Source organism: Nocardia sp. NPDC050406, assembly GCF_044459025.1.
In the GTDB taxonomy this organism is placed as follows: Bacteria; Actinomycetota; Actinomycetes; order Mycobacteriales; family Mycobacteriaceae; genus Nocardia.
Genome location: NZ_JBITIM010000001.1, coordinates 2757379 through 2779166, shown reverse-complemented (window position 1 = coordinate 2779166; position 21788 = coordinate 2757379). Strand labels below are relative to the sequence as shown.

Annotated in this window: 21 protein-coding genes; 7 read left to right on the top strand and 14 right to left on the bottom strand. The window is 67.0% G+C overall.

The window, feature by feature from the left end; all coding sequences use genetic code 11:
- Positions 1-50: 50 nt before the first annotated feature.
- Positions 51-2207, bottom strand: a complete 2157-nt coding sequence (locus tag ACIBH2_RS13040) for a putative bifunctional diguanylate cyclase/phosphodiesterase (RefSeq protein WP_397116545.1) — start codon at positions 2205-2207, stop codon at positions 51-53.
- A 138-nt stretch (positions 2208-2345) separates the two neighbouring features.
- On the opposite strand from ACIBH2_RS13040, the gene ACIBH2_RS13035 reads away from it, so the two are divergent.
- Positions 2346-3152: an SAM-dependent methyltransferase gene (locus tag ACIBH2_RS13035; protein ID WP_397116543.1), complete on the top strand. Its 807-nt coding sequence runs from the start codon at positions 2346-2348 to the stop codon at positions 3150-3152.
- On the opposite strand, the gene ACIBH2_RS13030 is transcribed toward ACIBH2_RS13035, so the two are convergent.
- Together ACIBH2_RS13030 and ACIBH2_RS13025 are read right to left on the bottom strand one after the other, a co-directional pair.
- Positions 3125-4576 carry a serine hydrolase domain-containing protein gene (locus ACIBH2_RS13030; RefSeq protein ID WP_397116541.1) on the bottom strand — a complete coding sequence of 484 codons (1452 nt, stop codon included), beginning with the start codon at positions 4574-4576 and terminating at the stop codon, positions 3125-3127. The two genes, ACIBH2_RS13035 and ACIBH2_RS13030, sit on opposite strands and share 28 nt — an antisense overlap.
- 15 nt (positions 4577-4591) lie before the next feature.
- Positions 4592-5584, bottom strand: coding sequence for an LLM class F420-dependent oxidoreductase (locus tag ACIBH2_RS13025; RefSeq protein WP_397116539.1), 993 nt, complete (start codon positions 5582-5584; stop codon positions 4592-4594).
- A 136-nt stretch (positions 5585-5720) separates the two neighbouring features.
- Here ACIBH2_RS13025 and ACIBH2_RS13020 point away from each other — a divergent pair, with 136 nt between their 5' ends.
- Both ACIBH2_RS13020 and ACIBH2_RS13015 read left to right on the top strand, forming a co-directional pair.
- The gene (locus ACIBH2_RS13020) at positions 5721-7076 is read left to right on the top strand and encodes a M20/M25/M40 family metallo-hydrolase (RefSeq protein WP_397116537.1); all 1356 of its coding nucleotides are present in this window, start codon (positions 5721-5723) and stop codon (positions 7074-7076) included.
- The gene (locus ACIBH2_RS13015; protein WP_397116535.1) at positions 7073-8575 is read left to right on the top strand and encodes a YfcC family protein; all 1503 of its coding nucleotides are present in this window, start codon (positions 7073-7075) and stop codon (positions 8573-8575) included. The genes ACIBH2_RS13020 and ACIBH2_RS13015 overlap by 4 nt, the downstream gene beginning before the upstream one ends.
- 14 nt (positions 8576-8589) lie before the next feature.
- Here the strand turns inward: ACIBH2_RS13015 and ACIBH2_RS13010 are convergent, their stop codons facing one another.
- From ACIBH2_RS13010 to ACIBH2_RS12995, 4 genes are all read right to left on the bottom strand, one after another.
- On the bottom strand, positions 8590-9090 hold the full coding sequence (locus ACIBH2_RS13010) for a DUF3558 domain-containing protein (protein ID WP_397116533.1): 501 nt from the start codon (positions 9088-9090) through the stop codon (positions 8590-8592).
- Positions 9087-9560, bottom strand: coding sequence for a DUF3558 domain-containing protein (locus ACIBH2_RS13005; RefSeq protein WP_397116531.1), 474 nt, complete (start codon positions 9558-9560; stop codon positions 9087-9089). Before ACIBH2_RS13005 ends, ACIBH2_RS13010 begins: the two co-directional genes overlap by 4 nt.
- A 92-nt stretch (positions 9561-9652) precedes the next feature.
- On the bottom strand, positions 9653-10249 hold the full coding sequence (locus ACIBH2_RS13000) for a QsdR family transcriptional regulator (protein ID WP_397116529.1): 597 nt from the start codon (positions 10247-10249) through the stop codon (positions 9653-9655).
- Between the two features lie 243 nt (positions 10250-10492).
- Complete coding sequence (locus tag ACIBH2_RS12995) at positions 10493-11992, bottom strand: DUF222 domain-containing protein (protein WP_397116527.1); 1500 nt, start codon at positions 11990-11992, stop codon at positions 10493-10495.
- Positions 11993-12169: 177 nt separating this feature from the next.
- On the opposite strand from ACIBH2_RS12995, the gene ACIBH2_RS12990 reads away from it, so the two are divergent.
- Together ACIBH2_RS12990 and ACIBH2_RS12985 are read left to right on the top strand one after the other, a co-directional pair.
- On the top strand, positions 12170-12646 hold the full coding sequence (locus ACIBH2_RS12990; protein ID WP_397116525.1) for a YiiD C-terminal domain-containing protein: 477 nt from the start codon (positions 12170-12172) through the stop codon (positions 12644-12646).
- A gap of 65 nt (positions 12647-12711) precedes the next feature.
- Positions 12712-13209, top strand: coding sequence for a hypothetical protein (locus tag ACIBH2_RS12985; protein WP_397116523.1), 498 nt, complete (start codon positions 12712-12714; stop codon positions 13207-13209).
- Here the strand turns inward: ACIBH2_RS12985 and ACIBH2_RS12980 are convergent, their stop codons facing one another.
- Positions 13210-14232, bottom strand: a complete 1023-nt coding sequence (locus ACIBH2_RS12980; RefSeq protein WP_397116521.1) for an LLM class flavin-dependent oxidoreductase — start codon at positions 14230-14232, stop codon at positions 13210-13212. It abuts the gene before it with no gap.
- A gap of 85 nt (positions 14233-14317) precedes the next feature.
- On the opposite strand from ACIBH2_RS12980, the gene ACIBH2_RS12975 reads away from it, so the two are divergent.
- The gene (locus tag ACIBH2_RS12975) at positions 14318-14824 is read left to right on the top strand and encodes an SRPBCC family protein (RefSeq protein WP_397116519.1); all 507 of its coding nucleotides are present in this window, start codon (positions 14318-14320) and stop codon (positions 14822-14824) included.
- A gap of 38 nt (positions 14825-14862) precedes the next feature.
- Here ACIBH2_RS12975 and ACIBH2_RS12970 read toward each other — a convergent pair whose 3' ends face one another.
- The 3 genes from ACIBH2_RS12970 to ACIBH2_RS12960 are packed head-to-tail and all read right to left on the bottom strand — an operon-like array spanning position 14863 to position 18195.
- Entirely contained in the window at positions 14863-16629 is a 1767-nt protein-coding gene (locus tag ACIBH2_RS12970; RefSeq protein WP_397116517.1) for an oleate hydratase, read from the bottom strand.
- 50 nt (positions 16630-16679) lie between these two features.
- Positions 16680-17537: a 3-hydroxyacyl-CoA dehydrogenase gene (locus ACIBH2_RS12965; RefSeq protein ID WP_397116515.1), complete on the bottom strand. Its 858-nt coding sequence runs from the start codon at positions 17535-17537 to the stop codon at positions 16680-16682.
- A gap of 55 nt (positions 17538-17592) precedes the next feature.
- Positions 17593-18195, bottom strand: a complete 603-nt coding sequence (locus ACIBH2_RS12960; protein ID WP_397116513.1) for a TetR/AcrR family transcriptional regulator — start codon at positions 18193-18195, stop codon at positions 17593-17595.
- A gap of 156 nt (positions 18196-18351) precedes the next feature.
- Between ACIBH2_RS12960 and ACIBH2_RS12955 the strand changes: the two genes are divergently transcribed.
- Positions 18352-19236: an ADP-ribosylglycohydrolase family protein gene (locus ACIBH2_RS12955; RefSeq protein ID WP_397116511.1), complete on the top strand. Its 885-nt coding sequence runs from the start codon at positions 18352-18354 to the stop codon at positions 19234-19236.
- Between the two features lie 5 nt (positions 19237-19241).
- On the opposite strand, the gene ACIBH2_RS12950 is transcribed toward ACIBH2_RS12955, so the two are convergent.
- From ACIBH2_RS12950 to ACIBH2_RS12940, 3 genes are all read right to left on the bottom strand, one after another.
- Entirely contained in the window at positions 19242-19877 is a 636-nt protein-coding gene (locus ACIBH2_RS12950; RefSeq protein WP_397116509.1) for a TetR/AcrR family transcriptional regulator, read from the bottom strand.
- Positions 19878-19943: 66 nt separating this feature from the next.
- A complete protein-coding gene (locus ACIBH2_RS12945) occupies positions 19944-20660 on the bottom strand; it encodes an alpha/beta fold hydrolase (RefSeq protein ID WP_397116507.1) in 717 nt (238 codons plus the stop codon).
- Positions 20661-20745: 85 nt separating this feature from the next.
- The gene (locus ACIBH2_RS12940) at positions 20746-21738 is read right to left on the bottom strand and encodes a polysaccharide deacetylase family protein (protein ID WP_397116505.1); all 993 of its coding nucleotides are present in this window, start codon (positions 21736-21738) and stop codon (positions 20746-20748) included.
- Positions 21739-21788: the final 50 nt, after the last annotated feature.

Sequence of the window (21788 nt, the reverse complement as noted above, 5' to 3'; positions counted from 1 at the left end):
GATATCCGGAGAACGAAAAGGGTTGCGCGAACTGCGCGCGAACCCCGAGCCTAGTGCCCGCGCCCCGCGGTCGCGTCCCCGGCACCCATGGCGGCCAGCAATCCGGTCACCTGGCCCGCGGGCATCGGATGGTGGAAGTACCAGCCCTGCGCGGTATCGCAGCCCAGCGCCCGCAATTGCTCGGCCTGGTTGTGGGTCTCCACGCATTCGGCCGTCACCGTGCAGCCCAGGGCGTGCGCCAGCCCGATGATGGCCTCGAGGATGAGCAGATCCGCACCCTCCACCGCATCGGGGGTGCGCAGATGCCGGACGAACGGTCCGGCCAGTTTGACCGTGTGCAGTGGAAGTCGGCCCAGGTAGGCCAGATTCGAGTAGCCGGTGCCGAAATCGTCGACGGCGATGCGCACTCCGGATTCGGCGAGGGTGCGCAGCGCGTGCAGGGGGCGTCCGGTGGTCTGCATGAAGGCGCGTTCGGTGAGCTCCAGTTGCAGCTGGTCGGGGGCTATCCCGCTCTCGGCGATGACCCGCTGCACCAGGGTGAGCCACGCCGGGTCGGAGACCTCGCTGGCCGAGACGTTCACGCTGACCAGCGGTGTGCGGTCAGGATAGCGCTGCCGCCATTCGTCGGAGTCGCGGCAGGCCAGCCGCAGGACCAGCGCGCCGAGTGCGCCGATATGCCCGTTGTCCTCGGCCAGGTCGACGAAGCGCGCCGGGGGCAGGATGCCCAGTTCCGGATGCCGCCAGCGGGCCAGCGCCTCCACCGCGACCATGCGTCCGTCGGTGAGCGCCACGATCGGCTGGTAGTCGAGGAAGAATTCGCCGTGCGCGAGCGCGTCGGGCATGGCCGCGGTCAGCTCCGCGCGGGTGTGTTCGCGGTGGCTGCGGGCGGCGTCGAAGATCTCGTAGCGTCCGCGTCCTGCGGCCTTGGCCCAGTACATGGTGGAATCCGCCGAGCGCAGCAGCTCCTCGGCGGTGGTGTGCCCGGCCCGGTCCTCCATCACGCCCACGCTGGCGGTGACGGTCAGGCGGTGCCCGTGCACGTGGAAGGGGCGGGAGAAGGAGTCCAGGACGCATCGCGCCAGCGCCGCGACCTCCTGCGCGCCCTCGGAGTGCGGCACCAGGATGACGAATTCGTCGCCGCCCATGCGCGCCACCAATTGCCCGGGGCCCGAGGCGCAGTGCTCGAGTCGGACCGCGGCTTGGGCGAGCAGTTCGTCGCCGACCGCGTGCCCGAAGGTGTCGTTCACATTCTTGAAGTGGTCGAGGTCGACGTAGCAGAGTCCGACCCGCATGCCGGGATCGTCGAAAATGGCGGAGAGTTCGTCGAAGAACCGGCCGCGATTGGCCAGGCCGGTGAGCGAATCGTGGTGGGCGCGGTACTGCAACCGCTCGCGCAGCGCCCGGCGCTCGGAGATGTCCTCCACCAGAATGAGGGTGTACTGCGGTTCCCCGTGCTCGTCGCGAATGAGCGAGACATTGATATTGGTCCAGACGGTGCGGCCGTCCTTGTGCGGGTAGGCCTTCTCCAGCTGCACATTGTCGTGGTCGCCGCGCAGCACCCCCGCGTACAGCTCCCACATACCCGGTTCGTCGGCGGGATGGCCGAGATCGGTGACCGACAGTGCCAGCATTTCGGCGGGCGTATAGCCCAGCATCTGGGCGAAGGCGGTATTGACCTCGATGATGCGGCCGGTCATATCGGACAGGCCGGTGCCGATTCCGGCCTGGGCGAAGACGGCGCGAAACCGGGCCTCGCTCTCGCGTAATCGTTCCTCGACGAGTCTTCGGGCCGCGATATCGGCGAAGCGCACACTCTCCTGTTCGGCCAGCAGCCAGGCGCGGAAGGCGCGCACATAGCCGGTGACGAAGGCCGCCAGGACCGGTGAGATGCGTTCCGGCGAAATATCGTCCACGCACTCGCTGAAATACGCTTCCAACACAGCCACGCTGCGACCGAGCACCTCGTCGCCGACGAAATGCGCGCGCGCCAGTTCCGCGCCGAGTTCACGGATACGCGGCACCACCGCCGGATCGCGCACGGCGGCATCGAGTTCATGGGCGAAACGGGTGAGCAGGGCCCGGGTTTCGGCGCGACTCAGCGGCACCACGTGATCACGAACGCCACGGGTGAGTTCACCCGCCCACCTCTCGACGAGGTCGGCGTGTGGGCTTTTCGGTTCCGGCCCACCCCCGGCTTCCCACGCCATGGGGACAGATGGTAGCCCTAGCTCGGAGCGGCGGCGAACCGCCTCCCGCTGGGATACCATTGCGGCGCTTGGCTGTTCGTGACGGGTCACAAACAGATGCGGCGAACGGCGCAATTCGTGTGATGAGAAGGGTTCGCGATGACCAGACCGAGTTGGGCTCCCGAAGGGATCGATCTGGATCGCCCCAGTGCGTCCCGGGTCTACGACTATTTCGTCGGTGGAATGCACAATTTCGAGATCGACCGCGAATTGGCGCGCCAGATCGAGGCCTTCACCCCCAATATCGCCGAGACCATGCGCGCCAATCGCGATCTGCTGCGCCGCTGCGTGCGCTTCCTGGTGGATCAGGGCATCACTCAATTCATCGACCTCGGCTCCGGCATTCCGACGGTGGGCAATGTCCACGAGGTCGCCCAGCACCGGAATCCCGCCGCCCGTGTGGTTTACGTCGATATCGACCCGGTGGCGGTGGCGCACAGCATCGCCATTCTGGCCGACAACCCGACCGCCTCGGTGATTCAGGCCGATGTCGCCGATCCGGGGACGATCCTGGCCGACCCGGTGGTCTCCGAACTCATCGACTTCTCCCAGCCGGTGGCGGTGCTGCTGCTGGGCGTGCTGCACTTCGTGCCGGACGAGGCCGACCCGGCGGGGGCCGTGGCGCGGCTGCTGGAGAAGTGCGTGCCCGGCAGCTATGTGGCCATCACCCATGCCACCGCCGACGGCCAGCCGGAGGAGGTGCTGGAGGGCCAGAAGCTCTCCGGCCGCACCTCCACCGAGATCTCGCTGCGCACCAAGGACGAGATCGCCGCGTACTTCGGGGACTGGACGCTGCTCGAACCCGGCCTGGTGCCGCTGCCGCTGTGGCGTCCGGAGAATCCGGCCGATGTGGGCGAATTCCCGGAGCGGTCCGGGGCCTATGGCGGCGTGGCGCGCAAGGACTGACGCAGCCGCGCGGTGCGGACGCCGACCATGGCGAGCCCGGCGAGTGCGGCCACGGCCAGGAAGATCAGCACGGCCGGGAAGACGTAGAGCACATGCCGGTATCCGCCCGCGCGACCCGCGAAGACGAACCCGGCGATATCGGGGAGCAGGAGCAGCGCTGGGACGGCTGCCAGATACGGCAGCTGTCGCAGCGCTATCAGCCAGGGCGAGCGGCCCGCCTGCGCCGCGGCCCAGCGGTGCGAACGGCGTACGAGCAGGACGGCGGCGACGAGTACGCCGAGCGTGGCGACCCCGAGGGCCCAATCCGCGTAGATTCCGCTCGGCCGTTCTATCCGTGGCGTCAGACCCCGGGTGATATCGATCAGCCCATTGGCGATGAGGTCCGGATCGTCCTCGAGCGCCATTCCCATATTCGCCATGACCGCGATGCCGTATCCGGTCTCGGGCAGCAGCACCTGTTCGGCGGTGTAGCTGAACCAGGAACCATTGTGGAAGACCCGGGAGTCGTCCTCGGCGTCGTGCTTCCACCCCATGCCGTAGGAGTCGACGGCCGACGGTGCGTGCATGAGGTCGATCGCCGCGTCGGAGACGAGTCGCTGCCCGTCGGCGGTGCGGCCCGCATTGTTCTGCACGATCAGCCATCGCGCCAGATCGGTTGCGGTGGTGATGATTCCGTGGCTGCCGCCGACGAACCAGTCCAGCTCGTCGACCGGTATCGCGATGCCGTAGAGGCGGATGTGGCCGCGCGGCACATCGAGCGCCTGCCGTGGATTGTCGATGGTGTCGCTGTGGGTCATACCGGTCGGCGCGAAGATCTTCTCGCGCAGGTAGTCCGCGAACGGCTGGCCGGACACCACCTCCACGATGCGGGCGGCGACCTGGAAATTCGGATTGTGATAGTGGTAGTCGGTGCCCGGGTCGTCGGCGAGTTCGGCGTCGCGCAGCCGCTCGACGGCCTCGGTCAGCGACCGCGCCTGCGGACGGCGCAGATCGGGGAAGGCCCCGTCGGACATGCCGGAGGTCTGATTCAGCAACTGCCGCACGGTGATTCGTTCGGCGCGGGAGTCGGCCATCCGAAAGTCCGGCAGGTACTGCCGCACGGGTGCGTCGAGGTCGACGCGGCCCGCCTCGACCAGTTGCATGACGGCCAGTGCCACAAAGGATTTGCTCACCGAGGCCACCGGCATACGGGTGTCGGCCGTCATGGCGGCCCCGGTGGAATCGTGCCCGTAGCCCGCGACGTGGACCACCCGGGTCCCGTGGGTGATGGCGACGGACGCACCGGGTAATCCGGTGCGCGCCAGGTAATCCGCCATGAATCTGTCGACGGCCGAGGTATCGATATCGCCGGGTGCCGCCGCCGCGAGGGACGACGGCAGCACCGAGACCAGCAGTATCGCGAGTACGGCGAAGAGTCTGTGCACCACTCTGCTCACGGATCAGCGCAGCGCCGGGATGACTTCGCGTTCGAACAGCTCGATACCGGAGGTGTCGTAGGCCGCCTCGGGGAAGTTGAAGATGCCGTAGCCGAGGCCGAGATCCTTGACCTTGGACAGCCTTTCGACAATCTGCTCCGGCGTGCCGACCGCGGCGCTGGTGGCGAACCAGTCGGTGACCTGTCGCCGCGCCTCGTCCGCGCCGAGGAACGGGGTGTAGCGCGCGATGAGCGCCTCCAGCCGCTCCGCGACCTCGGCCTCGGTCGCGCCCACGGCCGCGTTGAAATTCGAGGAGCGGGTGATGGCGTCGAAATCGGTGCCCAGCTCCGCGCAGTGCCCGCGCAGCAGCTCCGACTTGTGCGCGAACTCCTCCGGCTCACCCACGAAATTGGTGTACCGCGCGTACTGTGCCGCGATCCGCAGCGTCACCTTCTCGCCGCCGCCCGCGACCCAGATCGGAATACCACCCTCCTGCACCGGAAGTGGCCGCACGATCGCGCCGTTCACCTGGTAGTGCTTACCGTCGAGGGTGGCCGAGCCGGTGGTCCACGCCTGCCGGAAGATCTCCACGCCCTCGCGCAGCCGGGCCAGCCGCTCGCGGGCGGGCGGGAAACCGTAGCCGTAGGCGCGCCACTCGTGCTCGTACCAGCCCGCGCCGATACCCATCTCCACGCGGCCGTTCGAGATGTGGTCCACGGTCGCGGCCACCTTGGCCAGGTAGGCCGGATTGCGGTAGCTCATGGCGGTGCACATCTGGCCGAGGCGAATCCGGGAGGTGGAGGCGGCGAAGGCCGACATGAGCGTCCACGCCTCGTGTGTGGCCTCCTCGGTTGGCACCGGCACGGTGTGGAAGTGGTCGTAGACCCACAGCGACTCCCAGGCGTCCACGGCGTCGAAGCGCTGCGCCAGATCGCGCATCACTGTCCACTGCGCCGCCGGGTCGATGCCGACCAGATCGAGCCGCCAGCCCTGGGGGACGAAGATGCCGAAGCGCACGGATGTCTCCTTCGTGTTGGTTGTCCGTTGCCGCTACCAGTCTGCCGGTTCGCTGGCGCGGCGCCAGGCACGGGATCTCGGGGCATGGAGACACGCCGGATATTAGCTGTTTTCGGCATTCGTGGTGGTTCGATGAATGATCGTGACGCCTAGCGACGATCTCAGCGCAACTGTCGACGCCCTGATGCCCGAGCTGAAGGGCAAGCTCGAACAGCTGGTGACCATTCCGTCCATCGCCTTCCCGGACTATCCCAAGGAGAATGTGCGGCGCGCGCACGACTTCGTTGCCGAGGAGTTGCGCGCCGCCGGGGTCGAGGACATCCAGGTATTGGACCTGCCGGATACCGCGCCGGTGGTCTACGGCCGCATCCCCGCGCCGCCGGGTGCGCCCACCGTGCTGCTGTACGGGCACTACGACGTGCAGCCGCCCGGCGACGAAAGCCTCTGGCACACACCGCCGTTCACGCCGACCGAGAAGGACGGCGCGATCTACGGTCGCGGGGCCGCCGACTGCAAGGCCAATGTGATCGCCCATATCGGAGCCTTGCGGGCGCACGGCGGCAAGCCGCCGGTCGGCGTGACCATCGTGATCGAGGGGCAGGAGGAGTACGGTTCGGCCTTCGACGACTATCCGGCCGAGAAGCCGGAGCTGTTCCAGGCCGACGCGCTGCTCATCTGCGATGCGGGCAATCTGCGGGCGGGCACGCCGACGCTGGTGACCGCGCTGCGGGGTGTCGCCGACGTCTTCGTCGAGGTGCGCACGCTGGCCGCGCCCGTGCACTCCGGGCAGTTCGGCGGTGCCGCGCCGGATGCGCTGTTGGCGCTCATGGCCGGATTGGCGACCCTGCACGACGCCGACGGCAATGTGGCGGTGCCGGGTCTGCGCCGCGACACCTGGACGGGTGCGAACTACACCGACGAGGAATTCGCCGAAATCACCGGTATGGCACCGGGAATGCCGCTGCTGGGCACCGGCCCCATCGGCGAGCGCATCTGGTACGGCCCCGCCATCACCGTGATCGGGCTCGACGCGCCACCGGTGAAAACCGCTGCCTCCGCGGTGGTTCCGTACGCCAAGGCGTATCTCAATGTGCGCGTGCATCCCGAGCAGGATCCGGCGGAGGGGCAGGCGGCGGTGATCGAGCATCTGCGCAAGGTGAAGCCCTACGGGATCGAATTGACCGTCACGGCAGGCGATGTCGGCTCCGGGTTCGCGGCGGGCACCGATGGCCCGGCGTACTCGGCCATGCGCGAGGCCATGCGGAAGGCTTGGGGCACAGCGGCTGTCGACTCGGCCATGGGCGGTTCCATTCCCCTCACCAACTCCATGGCGCAGGCCAACCCGAACGCCGAGGTGCTCATGATCGGCGCCGAGGATTCGAAGTGCTCCATGCACGGCTTCAACGAGCGCGTGCTCTTGAGCGAGCTGCGCAATGTCGTTCTCGCCGAGGCGGAGTTCCTGCGCCTGTTCGCCGACAGGAAGCGCCGGTGAGCGAGACGACGACGGCGCAGCGCCAGCGCAAGTGGACCTTCCCGTCGACCTACACCATTCTGGCGGGGGTCACCCTGCTGGTGTGGTTGGCGGCCTTCGTCATTCCGGCGGGCACCTACGAGCACGACGACAAGGGCCGCCCGGTCGCCGGGACCTATCACCGCATCGACGAGACCCAGAGCTTCGGTGATCGCGTCCGCGATCTGTTCCTCGCGCCGATCAACGGCCTCTACGGCATTCAGGACGACAAGACCGGCCAGGTCGCGCCGGATATGTCGGGTTCCTTGTATGGCGCGGCCGCGGTCTTCCTCTTCGTCCTCGCCGTGGGCGCGTTCATCACCGTCGCCTTCGCCACCGGTGCGCTCGACAGCGGTATCGGGCGTCTCGCGTTTCGGTTGCGCGGCAACTCCTTTCTGCTCATCGTCGGCATCATGGTGGTGTTCGCCGTCGCGGGTACCGTCGAGGGGTTCGCCGAGGAGACACTGGGTTTCTACGCCCTGTTGGTGCCCTTGACCCTCGCGCTCGGATACGACCGCATGACCGCGGTCGGCGCGATCATCGCCGGGGCGGGTATCGGCGTGCTGTGCTCGACGGTCAATCCGTTCGCCACCGGTACCGCGTCGTCGGCGGCGGATATCCCCATCGGTGACGGCATCGTGCTGCGCCTGGTCATGCTGGTGGTGCTCACGGCGGTGACCATCGCCTATGTGCTGTGGTACGCGCGCCGCGTCAAGAACGACCCCGAGAAGTCGTGGTCCGGTTGGCAACCCGGGGACCGGGACGTGAAAGCCGAAGACCACGAACCGGAGCCGATGACACGTCGTCAGGCGACGGTGCTGTGGCTGGTGGGGCTGACCTTCGCCTTCATGATCTTCTCCATCATTCCGTGGGCCGAGGTCGTCAACGGTCCGGGCTCGACGCCGTTCAAATGGGAATTGGGTTGGTATTTCCCGGAACTCACCGCATTGTTTCTGGTGGGTGCGGTGGTGATCGGTCTGGTCGGCGGCCTGGGTGAAGGCAAGATGGCCGAGGCCATGGGCAAGGGCTTCGGCGATTTCGTGGGGGCGGGGATCGTGATCGTCTTGGCCCGCGGCGTCACGGTGATCATGAACAACACCCAGATCACCAGTACGGTGCTGCATGCTCTCGAAGGCGTGGTCACGGGTACGTCGTCGGCGGTCTTCGCGGTGGCGGTCTTCCTGGTGAACGTGCCGCTGGCGTTCCTCATCCCGTCCACGTCGGGTCACGCCACCCTCGCCATGCCGATCATGGCTCCGCTCGCCGATTTCGCGAATGTGCCGCGCTCCCTGGTGGTTACGGCCTGGCAGTCCGCGTCGGGCTGGGCCAACCTGGTCACGCCGACCACGGCGGTGGTCACCGGCGGTATCGCCTTGGCGAAGGTCCGCTACGACCGCTACGTCAAATTCATCGCGCCGCTCATGGGCATTCTGTTCGTGCTGATCTGTGGCTTCCTCGCCATCGGAGCCTGGTTGAGTTAGACGGTTCGGTCGCGTCAAACATTGCGTTGCAGGGTCGATTCCATGAGTCGCCGGGCGGTTTCGCAGGAATCGGCGGAACCGCCCTGGACCCACCAGGTGATGACGCCCGAATACGGCGCTGTCACCGCGCAGGTCGGGGGAGTGCCGGGGCGGCGCTGCGAAAAACCGGTGGTGCCTTCGACCGTCGTGACGGCGATCTCGTATCCGAGTGTGCGAGCGGTCTTCTCCTCGGCGCGCACGGAGCCGTTCTCGAACCACCCGAACGTCACATCGATATCGCCGGTCGGGCCGTTCATCCGCCACATGCACACGGCCCCATGGAAATACTGGTTCGGCCAGCCGGAGCCGCCGACGGTCTCGACAATGACGTCGTCGGGAACCGCCTCGCACTCACGTAGCAGCTTGTCGAAGTGCTGCTGTGCGGCGGCGTGGGGGAGATCCGGGGTGGTGCACGCGGTCGACGCGCCGAGGATGCCCAGCGTGAAAACCGCTGTGAGAAGGCGCGATACGCTCATTTCCCCCTCCGGTCCAAGGTGAGCTGGGCCAAGGTGCGCAGCATGTCGCAGGGCTGCACATTGGGGCCGTAGACCATCCAGTGGAAGAAGTCCGCGCCGTCTTGAATCGCCACCTGGCACAGTTCGGCGGCATTGGCGGTGAAACCGTGAAACCCGGACACCTCGATATCGGTGACCTGCTTACCCTTCACGGTCGCGATGGTGCGTTCCCGCTCGATGGGGCTGCCGCGAAACCAGGTGAACATGACCTGCCGGTCGCCGCTCGACGATTCCCACACGCATTTGATGCCATTGCGTGCGACGGCGTTCACGGTGTCGAACCCGGTGATGCCGCGAATATCGTCGTCGGACGCGCCACCGCATTCGCCGAGAAACGCGCCGGGAGCGGCGGCCGGTGTCGAGGATGCCGTCGTCGTGGAACCGGCGTCGTCCCCGCAGGCGGTGGATACCAGCGCGACGCCCAACAACACTGCCGAGAATCCGGATTTGAACAACGTCCCCCCGTTCGTGCTACCGACCGGCGTTTTCCGCGAGTCTACGGCGAGTGGGGCTCTCGGTGCCGCTACTCCGGAATGCCCAGCAGGGCGGCCTGTACCTGACGCAGTCGGTCCACGTCGCCGCGAATGCCAGCGGCATTGTCGCTGTAGAGGAAGGCTTCCAGGAGGCGGACGAGGGTGTAGGCGAGTAGTGGCCGATCGAGGGAAGCCTGGTATCCGTCCTCGGCTTCGGTTCTCGCGATGAGTTCCTCTACCGCCGCAACGGCTTTGGGCTGCACCGGTCCGTCGCTCGCGGTCAGCACTCGCAGGCCGACCAGGCGTTCGTTCTCCAGATACAGCCGTAGGGGTTCGCTGGCGGCGAGCCAGTGGCTGGTGCGGTCCAGGACTTCCAGGATGCGGTGGACGCCGGTGGATTTGCGGCGAGAGTCGGCGAGGGTGAGGAGGTGTTCCAGTTCGCTGGCCAGGACTGCGCCTAGGAGGCCGTCTCGGGAGCCGAACCAGCGGTAGATGGAGGCTCGGCTGAGGCCGAGGGTGGCGGCGATGGACTGGACGTCTACACGGTCGCCGTTGAGGAAGGCGTGGCGGGCGAGTTCGACTACCTCTTGTTTGGTCGCTGAGGCTGGGCGGCCGGGGGAGCGGGGAGAGGGTGGTCGAGGGTTCACCGGGAATATGATACAGGGTGGTGGGTGTGTATCTAACCGGGTTGTTGGTTGGGGTGGAAAGATCAAAAGATTAAAAGCATGAAGTGTGGTTGCGTTGGGTGACTTTCCTGACTTTAGCTGACGCGACATTGGGTGCCGTGGGCTGCGATTCCAGCCTGCGGACTGCACTAATGCTGTTTTAGAGACTATTCACTGACGGATACACCGGGGGTTGTGGCGCGGCGGGGCCTCCGCCCGGGATTGTCACCACGGGGGTTCGGGTGAGGTGGGTCTTGCTGTGTCGGGGCGTGATTCGTGTTGGCGGCGTGCCTCGATGCGGACGTCAGCCTGATACAGGACCTCGTCGGGATGATGCACATGGTTGACCTCGAGTAGACCGACCGGGTCTACATGCGCGGGTGCTCGCCACCCGACTCTGCCCGGATGGTCCGAATTGCCGTCGAGGACTTCGGTTTCCCACCCCGACTGTGTGCCGGTGATTCTTGCGTGGCATTGATCGCAGGCGAGCGTCAGGTTCTCGATGTGAGTCAACCCGCCCTGAGCGAAGCCGAGGACGTGGTGCATCTGGCACATCGTCGCCGGAGCCGAACACCCCGGACGCGTGCAGCCGCGATCGGTCGCGATCCGGGCGAGGCGCTGCCACTTGTTCGCCAGGCGCACACCAGGGGCGAGATGCAAGGGCTTGTTCTGGGTGTGGTCGAACACCATCAGCGTCGGAATGCTGCCCTCGGCCATCTCCAAAGCGGTCTTCATCGGCACCGTGCCGCCGGTCGCGGTGGTCGCGCAGCCCGACGCCTTCTCGACGTCCTCGACGGTCATCGTCAGCACGACACTGACGGGGATGCCGCGATGGTCGCCGAGTTTCTGTGGGCCGCCGTGCTTGAGGTAGGCGAGCAGCGCGTCGTGATTGCGCTGCGCCTGGCTGCGCGTGTCGCGCGCGGCGGCCGCCTCGACGAGGCCGCGGTCGTCCCCATCGGGATCGGCGACCATCGGACTGTCGGGGTCCTCGGGATTGCACATCCCCGGGCGTGCCCACTTGGCGAGCATGGTGTCGAGAAACGCGGTGGCCTCGGGGTTGAACAGGCCCTTGAATTCGATCATCCCGTCGATGCGTTGGGTGCTGCGCACCAGCGACCGCATCCGCGCCCGATCCCGGTCCGACGTCAACTTCCCGTCCGGGTCCAGAAAGGCGAGGATGCGCGCGCCGACCTTCTTGAGTCCGTCGGGTGTGCACACGCGGGCGGATTCGACCAGCCGCTCTTCGGCCTCGGTCCGTGACTGCTGTTCGACGCTGGTTGGGATGCGATCCATGACCGAGATGATCACCCGAACGTGGTCGGTGGAGACTTCGCCCGCGGCTTGCGCGGCCGCGGTGAGCGGCAGCGCGGGCGGCAGGTAGCCGTTCGGGCTGAACCGACGATCATCGAGATGCTCGGCCGCATTCGCGCGCGCCGCCGCGTCCCCTTTGGAGAGGTTCAACGTCTCCACGAGGAAGCTGCGCACTCCCGCGGTGGGGCTGAACCCGTACCGCTGGGCGAGGCCGCGGTCGGCGACCGCTTGCGCGAAGCGGTGTTGTACGACGGCGACTTTGCGGGCGAAGGCTTCGAATTCACGCATGTGGTCGATGAACTCGTCATCGGACAAAGATGTGCAGGAATTGTCGAGCAGAGAATCGAGAAGGACGTCGAGGTTCGCCAGTGTGGCGACCACGCCTTTCTCGTTGAGTTCCCCGCCCGAATTCATGTTTCTATTTTATCGCGAAATGTCTTGCGGTAGAACAGAAAAGTAATCTGATATCGAAATCTTCAAATCTTCCATGCTTTATCTCTTCGAATCCAATGCCTCGAACCCCGACAACCGGCCACAAACCTGACCGAAACCCTCGACCGCCACCCCGGCCGCCTCCGCTACCCTTCCCCCATGACCGACAGCGAAGTCGAAACCAACACCCCGCCGCTAGCCGAGATCGTCAACGGCGCACTGGAATTCACCATTCCCCCGGCCCACCGCATGGGCGTCCGAGCGCTCGAGGTCCGTCCGGGCTTCGCCGCCACCACGGTCCCGGCCGAGGGCAATGGCAATCACTTCGGCGTCATCTACGCCGGGGTCCTCTTCACCGTCGCCGAAATCCTGGGCGGCGCCATCGCCATCGCCAGTTTCGACAATTCGGCCTACTACCCGCTGGTCAAGGACTTGCAGATCTTCTTCCGCAAGCCCGCCAAGACCGATGTCCGCGCCGAGGCCACGCTCTCCGACGAGGAGATCGCCCGCATCACCGCCGAGGCCGCCGCCAATGGCAAATCCGACTTCACGTTGAAGGCCGTGGTCACCGACACCAACGGTGTGGTGGTGGCCGAGACCGAGGGGCTCTACCAGCTGCGTGCCCACGGCAAGTAGCCCTGTCACACCTGTGCCACCCGCAAATTCGACAACCCACCCGATTCGGGGTTGAAGATGGACGGGTGAAGCGGTTTCTCGTTCTGCACGACTACGGCGTCAGTCGTGCATGGTGGTGGGTAGTGGCGGAGTCGGCGCAAGAGGTGCTGGAGACCTTCGCGGAGGTCGAGGTGGTGGAGGACGAGGATCTGCTCGAGCAGGCGCGACATCTGTCCTTGGACGAGGCGTCCGTGGACGCGGAGGACCTCCCGCCGGGGTTGCGGGATCTGCGTGATCAGCGGCGCGCCCAGCGTGCCCGTCCGGGTTTCGGGGCGCTCGTCGGCCGTGGTGTCGTGCATGTGCGGCACAACGAGGGCGCGTTCGTATCGTTGATGGAGCTCGGGCCGAACGGTCATCGACTACGCGAGGTCGCCATCGCCGGCGACGGCACGGTATTGCGCAGTGAGGCCGACGAATGGCCCCGCAATCCGCCCGTGGATCTCTACGACCCGGATCTGGTGCGCCGCACCATCAGTCGGGACGAGTTCGAGTTCGCTTGGGCGGCAGCGGGTTCGGACGAGTAGTTACTCGTCGACCATCTCGATGAGTCGACGTAGCGTGGTGAGCTGTTCGTCGTAGGGGCCGTCGAGTTTGACCAGCAGCGTGGAGATTCCGGCCTCGCGGTAGCGTCGCACTCGCTCGCCGATCTCCTCGGCGGTCCCGATGAGGTTGGTGAGGCGACCCAGGTCGTCGGGTACGGCGCGCCGCGCGGCCGCCTTGTCTCCGCTCTGCCACAGCGTGGCGACCTCCTCGACCGCCGCGCCGAAGCCGAGTCGGGTGAAGGCCTCGTTGTAGAAGTTGCGTCCGTTGACGCCCATCGCGCCGATGGTGAAGGCGTAGCCCTCGGCGTGTTTGCGGACGGTCGCGGCCGTCTCCTCGGGGCCGGAGGTGAACTCGACCGCCACCGGTGCGACCAGGTCGATATCGGACAGTGCCCGCCCGGCCTTCTCCGCGCCCTCGCGTAATGGTCCCAAGAACACCTCGGCGGCCTCCGGGATGAAGGCGTTGCCCAGCCATCCGTCGGCCATTTCCCCGGTCAGGCGCAGGTTTTGTGGACCCATGGCCGCGATGTAGACCGGTACGTGCGCCGGTCGCACCAGCGGCCGCAACGCCCGTCCGGCGCTGTCGGGCAGCGGGAGCGGGTAGATCTCGCCTTCGTGCTCGAGTCGCTGCCCGCTGCTCACGGTGCGAATGATCTCGATGGTTTCCCGGGTGGCCCGCACCGGCTTGCGGAAGCGCACCCCGTGCCAGCCCTCCATGACCCTCGGCCCGGACACCCCGATCCCTAGATCGAATCGCCCGCCCGACAGCTCGTGCAGGCTCAGCGCGCTGGTCGCGAGCAAAGCCGGTGTGCGCGAACCCAATTGCACGACGAAGGTGCCCAATCGCACGGTGGAGGTCTTGGCCGCCAGATACGCAAGGCCGGTGAGCGCGTCGTAGCTCCAGATCTCGGCGACCCACAGCGACGACACCCCGGCCCGCTCGGCGGCGACGGCGAAATCCACCGCTCCTGGCAGCCGTGGTTCGAGCAGTACACCGACCCGCATGGGCACCTCCGAGATCGTCCAGAACCGTTGAGCCGGTTCTATGGTTTGCTTACCTGAACATAGAGGGCTCGAAGGGGAGACTGCTGTGCGCTATCGCGACCATCCGACCGTGGAAGTGGCGGAACGAATCTCGTGTGACGCGGCGACCGCGTGGGCGCTGGTCACCGATATCGGCCTGCCCGCCCGCTGCTCGAACGAGCTGCAATCGGTCGAGTGGCTCGACGGGGCCGACCGGGTCGCGGTCGGCGCGCGTTTCCGGGGCCGCAATCGCCACGACGCCATGGGTGAGTGGGAAACCGTGTGCGAGGTGGTCGAGGTCGAGGACGGCCGTCGCTGGGTGTGGAATGTGCGCGGGCCGATGGGCATCAGCGGGACTTGGGGTTTCGAGGTCGAACCGGCGCGCGAGGGCGTCATCGTGCGGCAGTGGGCTCGGATGGGTCCGGACCGCTCGGGGTTGAGTCTGGCCATCGACGCCAAACCCGATCTGGAGGGACGCATCATCGCGCGTCGGCTGGCGGAGTGGAGCGAGAACATGCGGGCCAATCTGGTCTGTGTTCGCGAACTGGCCGAAACCTCCAGCGCCGCACCATGAGAGAAAGCCCGGTCCCAGCGGGGACCGGGCTTCCGGGATCAGTCGTCGGCGACGAGGTCGAACTCCTTCAGCAGGACGCCGACCTCCGTGGCATCCAACTTGTTCAACACCTTGCGCCGAATCAGCTCCGGCCCCGGAATGCGCACCTCCTTGCCGTCGCGTAGTCGACTGGTCGCGGCCAGCAGACTGCGTACGTCATAGGTGGAGTTGAAGACCTCCGGCACCCCGCGCTCGATATCGAGCAGCCGATAGGCCGCCTCCATGCCGGTGCGCACCGAGTACTCGGTGGTGAAGATGCAGTCGCGGCTGGTCTCCGCGAACTGCCCGATGAAGGCGAAGTTCACCGCGCCCTCGGGCACCACCTCCGGTCGGTCACCGGCCTGGCGCGGCATGAAGAACGCCGTCACGTACGGCATCATGCACGGCACGGTCTTGGCGGCGCTGGCGGCGAGCTCGGGAATATCGGCCTCCGGAACGCCCAGGTGGTACAGCCACTCCTGGGTGATCTCCTCGCCCGTGCACTCCTGCATCGGCTTGTTCACGTAGTCGCCGGGCACATCCACGAACAGCGAGTACACCCACACCACGATCTGGTCCTTGGGCTGCTGCTTGAAGTGCGGCTGCCGGTTCACCGTCCAGCTCATCAACCACTTGGAGTCCTTCACCGTGACGATGCCGCCGGTGACGACCTTGCCGCTGAAGGGATCTCGCTTACAGATCTTCTGAATGTATTCCGGGATACGGCGATCCAGCGTGGTGACGGTGGCCGACTCCCACTTGGTCCGCGAGATATCGCCCGCGAACACCTCCGGCCGCCCGAAAGCCTTGTCCTTGGCCGCGATTCGCCGCCACAGATCCCACGCCGGGGCGGGTCCTTCGTTCAGCTTCGCCGGGGTGTGGTGATCGCCCTCGTCGGAGTTCTCGGTCAGCGAGCCGATGGTCATCAGCAGCAGATCGTTCGGACCCAGGTCCACGCCGCCCTCGACGCCCTCCGACACCCAGTGAATCCGCTTGGCCTGCTTGCGATCGGCGGTGATGTCGAAGTCCACATCGGTGACCGTGGTGTCGAACCTGAAGGTCACGCCCTGATCCAGCAGCCACTTGTACAGCGGCAGCACCAGCGATTCGTACTGGTTGTACTTGGTGAACTTCAGCGCCGAGAAGTCCGGCAGGCCACCGATGTGGTGGATGAACCGGTGCAGGTACAGCTTCATCTCCAGCGCGCTGTGCCACTCCTCGAAGGCGAACATGGTGCGCCAGTACAGCCAGAAGTTGCTCGCCAGGAAGTCCTTGGAGAACACCTCGTCGATGCGCTTGTTCTCCATCTCCTCGCGGGTGGCGAGGAAGACCCGCACGATATCCTTCTGCGCCTTGTCGTTGAGCGTGAACAGGCCGTCGGTGTGCGCGTCCTCACCGCGGTTGAGCGTGGCGCGCTGCAGCGAGTAGTTCGGATCGTCCTTGTTGAGCCAATAGAACTCGTCGAGCACGCTGGCATCGTCCATCTCGATGGAGGGGATGGAGCGGAACAGGTCCCACAGGCATTCGAAGTGGTTCTCCATTTCGCGGCCGCCGCGAATCACGAAGCCCTTCTTCGGTTCCTTGATGCCGTCGAGCGCACCGCCGGGCAGCTTCAGCTCCTCCAGGATGGTGATCTTGCTGCCCGGCAGCTGCCCGTCGCGAATGAGGAAGGCGGCCCCCGACATCGAGGCGAGCCCCGCGCCGACGAACCACGCCGTCTTGTCGTCCACTCCGGCCGGTTTCCGCGGTCGCGCGAAGGCCTCGTAATTGCCGCTGCTGTAGAACATGTGACTCCTCCCTATCGTGGTGCGAAGTACCTGCTACGCCGGAATGTCTGTCAGGAGTACTTGTAGAAGCCCTCGCCGGAGGCGATGCCGAGCTTGCCCTTGTCGATGTAGTTGTCCTTCAACCACTTCGCGAGCCGCTGCCCGTTCTCGTCGCTGTTGGCGAGAATGTTGTAGGGCGTGGTGAGCCCGATGACATCGAGCATCTGGAACGGCCCCACGGGCGCGCCGGTGGCGATGCGCCAGGTCTTGTCGACCGCCTCGGGTTCGGCGTATCCGCCCGCGCTGAGCGCCATTCCGGCATTGAGCAGCGGCACCAGCAGCGAGTTGAGGACGTAACCCGCCTTCTCCTTGTGGATTTCGATCGGCACCATGCCGATGGCGGAGGCGAAGTCGACCACCGCCTGGTACACCTTCGGATCGGTCTCGGGGGTGCCCATGATCTCGGCGGTGTTGTACTGCCACACCTGATTCGCGAAGTGCAGGGCCAGGAACCGGTCCGGGCGGCCGGTGGCGTCCTTCATGGCACTGGGCAGCAGCGTGGAGGAATTGGTGGCGAAGATGGTGCGCTCGGGCGCGTATTCGCCCAGCTTGGTGTAGGTCTCCTGCTTGATGGCGAGCACCTCGGGCACCGCCTCGATCACCAGGTCGGCGTCTCGAACCGCCTGTGCCAGATCGGAACTGAGCGTAATGGCGGCGGCCGTGCGCTCCGCCTTGCCGTCGCCCGCACCGGCGACATCCTTGGCGTAGATGGCGGCGAGCTTGTCGAAGCGTTCGCGTCCGGCCCGCACGGCCTCGTCGCTGATGTCGTAGGCGGTGACCTCGAAGCCGCTGAACGCGGTCTGGAAGGCGATCTGCGAACCCAGCACTCCCATGCCGAGGACCGTCACCTTGTTGATCTCGATGCTCATGGTTTTCCCTTCTGCGCGAGGCGCGTTCGCGCCGCGCGACGATTCGGTGACCGCGTCAGAGCTCGACCCCGGCGAGGAATCCGGCGACGATCTGGGCGATCTGGCCGCGCATATCGGCGGCCGGGTCATGGTCGGGATGGGCGTCGGTGCTCGGTTGCGCCAGCGCCAGGTGCAGGACGGCGAAGACGCTGCGACCCGCCAGCCGCGCCCGCTCGTCGATCTGGTCCGAACCGCTCCCGCGTTCCCGCGCGATCGCCGCGAGCCGCTCGGCGATATCGGCCTCGAGCCGCGCCACCAGCGCCAGCCCCTCGGCCCGGTACTTCTCGGTGGGTGGGCCGAACAGCAGTTCGCGCTGATAGGCCACGGTGTTCTCGACACTGTCCGCGGCGGCCTCCAGCGTGGGCGCCACCAGCGCGACCACGGCGTCCACCGGATCGTCGCGCAGCCGCGAGATGCGCTCACCGTTCTCGAGCGCCGCCAGGAATTCGGCGTTGTAGACCATCAGCAGCAGTTCGCCTTTGGTGGCGGCGTACCGGAACAGCGTCCCGGCCGCGATCTGCGCGCGGTCGGAGATCTGCTGTGTTGTCACACTTTCGAACCCGTATTCGGCAAACAATTCGCTTGCCGCCTCGAAGATGCGCGACTGCTTATCGAGCATCTTGCGTACGCGCCGTCCAACCTGCACTTCTCGAGGCGATGAGATCATCGAACCCCTCCAGGGCGTCGGCGGTCAATGAGTGGACTCATTTCTGAGCGTACTCCTGGTTACCGATTGCGCAACCCATGCTTGCGACGGTGCTGGCACAGTGGAGGTGTGTCCCCCGATCGCCGTGCCCGCGCTGCCGCCGCCCTGCTCGGTCTCTCGGTCGGCGACGCCTTCGGCGCGTGTTTCGCCAATCCCGCGGATCAGCCCGCCGCGCGGTCGCGGTCGCTGCCGCCGGGACCCTGGCGTTGGACCGACGACACCGAGATGGCCTGCTCCGTCGTCGATGTCCTGGTGCGCCACCATCATGTGGACCAGGACGCGCTGGCCGAATCCTTCGCCGCGCACTGGGACATCTACCGCGACTACGGCCCGGGCACCAACCGCATCCTGCGGCTCATTCGCCACAATCACGGTGACTGGCGCGAACTCTCGCGCCAGACCCGCAGCGGCCAGGGCTCGTGGGGCAACGGCGCGTCCATGCGCGTCGCCCCGCTCGGCGCGTACTTCGCCGACGATCTGGACCGCGTGGTCAGCGAGGCCACCGCCTCGGCGGCGGTGACCCACACCCATCCGGAGGGCGTGGCGGGAGCCGTGGCGGTGGCCCTCGCGGCCGCGCTGGCGGTCTCGTCGCCGGATTCGCGCGGCTCCGATCTGCTCGAATCCGCTGCGGCCCACACTCCGCCCGGCGTCGTCCACCAGGGCATCGTGCGCGCGGGCGGCCTCACCGACCCGGCCGATATACCCACCGCCACACGCCTATTGGGCAATGGCACCGGTGCCAGCGCCCCGGACACCGTCCCGTTCTGTCTCTGGATCGCGGCCAACCACCCCGATGATTTCGCCGAGGCGCTGTGGCTCACCGCCGCCGCGGGCGGCGATGTGGATACCACCTGCGCCATTGTCGGCGGCATTCTCGCCGCTCGGCTCGGTGCGGAAGCCATTCCCGCCGAATGGATTTCCCGTACCGAACCGCTACCGGACTGGCTGGACTGACCGGCTCAGGCGGTGATGCCGGGCCACAGCGTCGCGGTGAGCTTGTCGGGCAGTTCCTTGCGCGCCTCGTAATCGTCGCCACGCAGGAATGCCCCGAAGAAGCTGCCGAAGACCATGGTGGCGATGGTGCGATGGTCGAGGTCCGACCGCACCGCGCCGCGCCCCGCGAGTTGCTCGAGCACCCGCTCCACCTGGCTCACTCTCGGCTCCACGGCCCGCTCCACGACAATGGCCAAAAGTTCTGGGACGCGCTGTGTTTCCCCGATGAAGCCGCCCTGCAACACGATCGCGTCGGGATTGAAATAGCAGGGGTCGACGCGGCGAATCGCCTCGGTGAACGCCTCGCGCGGTGACAGCTCGTCGATGGGAAACGGTGGCGTGGCGGCGGATTGCGCGCTGAAGCCGTAGTCGAGCGCGTCCATGACGAGCTCCAGCTTGCCCGGCCATCGGCGGTAGAGCGTGGGCCGCGTGACCCCGGCGTCGGCGGCGATATCGCCGAGGGTCATGCGGGTGTAGCCGTCGCTGACCAGTCGGCGGCGGACGGCCTGGATGATCGCCTCGTCGACGGCGGGGTCGCGCGGACGGCCACCGCGCGAGCCGGACCCGTCCGTCGAACGCTGGTTGGCGGTATCGCGTGCCATGGGATCGAACCTTAATCGTGGCGGTGCCGCCGCGGCGCGGGTGGGCGGCACGCGGGTGTGGGACCTTCAGATGCCGCGGGCGGCCCGCGCGATGAGGGCGGCGATCTCGGCCGGGCGGCTGAGCATGGACGCGTGGCTCGTCGGCAGCGTCACGATTCGCTCGTCGTCGGTGATGGCGGCGGCCATCTGCCGTTCCAGATCGGGGTGAATCATCTTGTCCTCGCTCGAGATCTGGTACCAGGTATTGGCCCGCAGCGCCTCGTAGGCGGGTACCGCGTCACCCGCGCCAGCCAGCGCCAGCACCGAGGTGACCCGCTGGGTGGCGGCCAGGACCGCACCCTGGGCGGCGGGCAGGTCCGCGGCGAAATCGGCGTGGAACCGGGCGCGGTCGACGATCAGGTCGGGGGCCTGCTCACTGCCGATGTTCACCAGATCGCCCGCACCCGCCGACGGGATGCCGAACTCCTGATTGATCTGGAAGGCCGACTGTCCGGCCTTGGGCGCGTACGCCGCGACGTACACCAGCCCGGTCACGTTCGCGCGCCCCGAGGCGGCCTGGCTGATGACCGCGCCGCCGTAGGAGTGCCCGACCACGATGGTCGGTCCGTCCAGCAGCGCGAGATCGCGTGCCACCGTGGCGACATCGTCGGCGAAGGTGCGCAGCCCCAGCTGGCTGGCCACGACCCGCTCGAAGCCGTCGCGGTGCAGCAGCTCGATCACGGGGCCCCAGCTGGAGCCGTCGGCCCAAGCGCCGTGGACGAGCAGGATGTTCGGGGTGGTCATGGTGACTCCTTCGCGTAGTTCAGTTACAAGACAGAACTGTAACGTAACTATCCGCTGTTGCCAACTCGGGCGACCGAGACGCTCCTCAGTAGGCGTTCGCGCGGAACGCCCAGTGCGGTGCGATCTGCTCGGCGAGCCCGCGCGGGAACGAGATTCGGTTCGGATCACCGTCGGAGGTGAAGCGCTGCTCGGGCAGGCGATCCAGCCAGTAGGCCGAGTCGAAGTCGACAGTGCCTCGGCCGGAACGGATTCGGGGGATGGCGGCGTGATCCTTCGTGCCGAACGGGGAGGGCGCGGGATTGGAGCCGACCAGCATGACCGCGCCGAAGGCGTACGAGGTGCCGTCCCAGCTGCCGCTCTGTGCGAGGCCGGGCTCGGCGGGGGAGACGCCGAGCGGCAAGGCCATCGACTCGACCTGGTAGCCGGGCACTTCCGCGGTGATGGCGCGAATGTTCTGCACCAGTTCCCGCTGCACACCGGCGCTGTCGAGGCTGGCCAGATTGGCGTGCGAGGCGGTGTGCGCGCCGATCTCGTAGCCGTGCGCGGCCAGCCACGGCAGTGCCCGCCGGTCGCCGCCGAAGGGTTCGTTGTTGACGAAGAACGTGGCCGTCGGCTCGAAATCCGGGTAGCGCGAACGGAATTCCTCCAGAATGCCGAGCGCGGTATCGGGGGCCGGAGTGCCGTCGGCGGTGAACGCGACCTGACTGAGGGGCGAATCGTCGAAGGTGAGCACCACCGGGTGCGCACCCGCGGGCAGGTCCACCCGCAGTGCCGTGTAGTCGGCCACCGTGATCGGCCGGTAGCCCTCCCGGTACAGCCGCTCCAGTTCGGCGCGGAACTCCTCGGGCGTCTGGTCGTACTCGCCGCCCGGATTCGGCGTGATCTGGTGGTACATGAGCACCGGGACGAGTCCGAGTTCGTTCGCGCCCACGCTCGCCGGATCGGGCGCGGCCGTGGTGGTCGGCGCGGGGCGGGTGGCGACCTCGGCGACCTGCTGTTCGGGGGTCCCGCACGCGGCCACGGCCAGTGTCAGCGCCGCCCCGGCCAGGCGCAGGGCGGTGATCGTCTTCCCGGCCATCCACCAACCCTACTGTCTGGCAATCGATTTGGTATCGGAGTGGCGAAGAT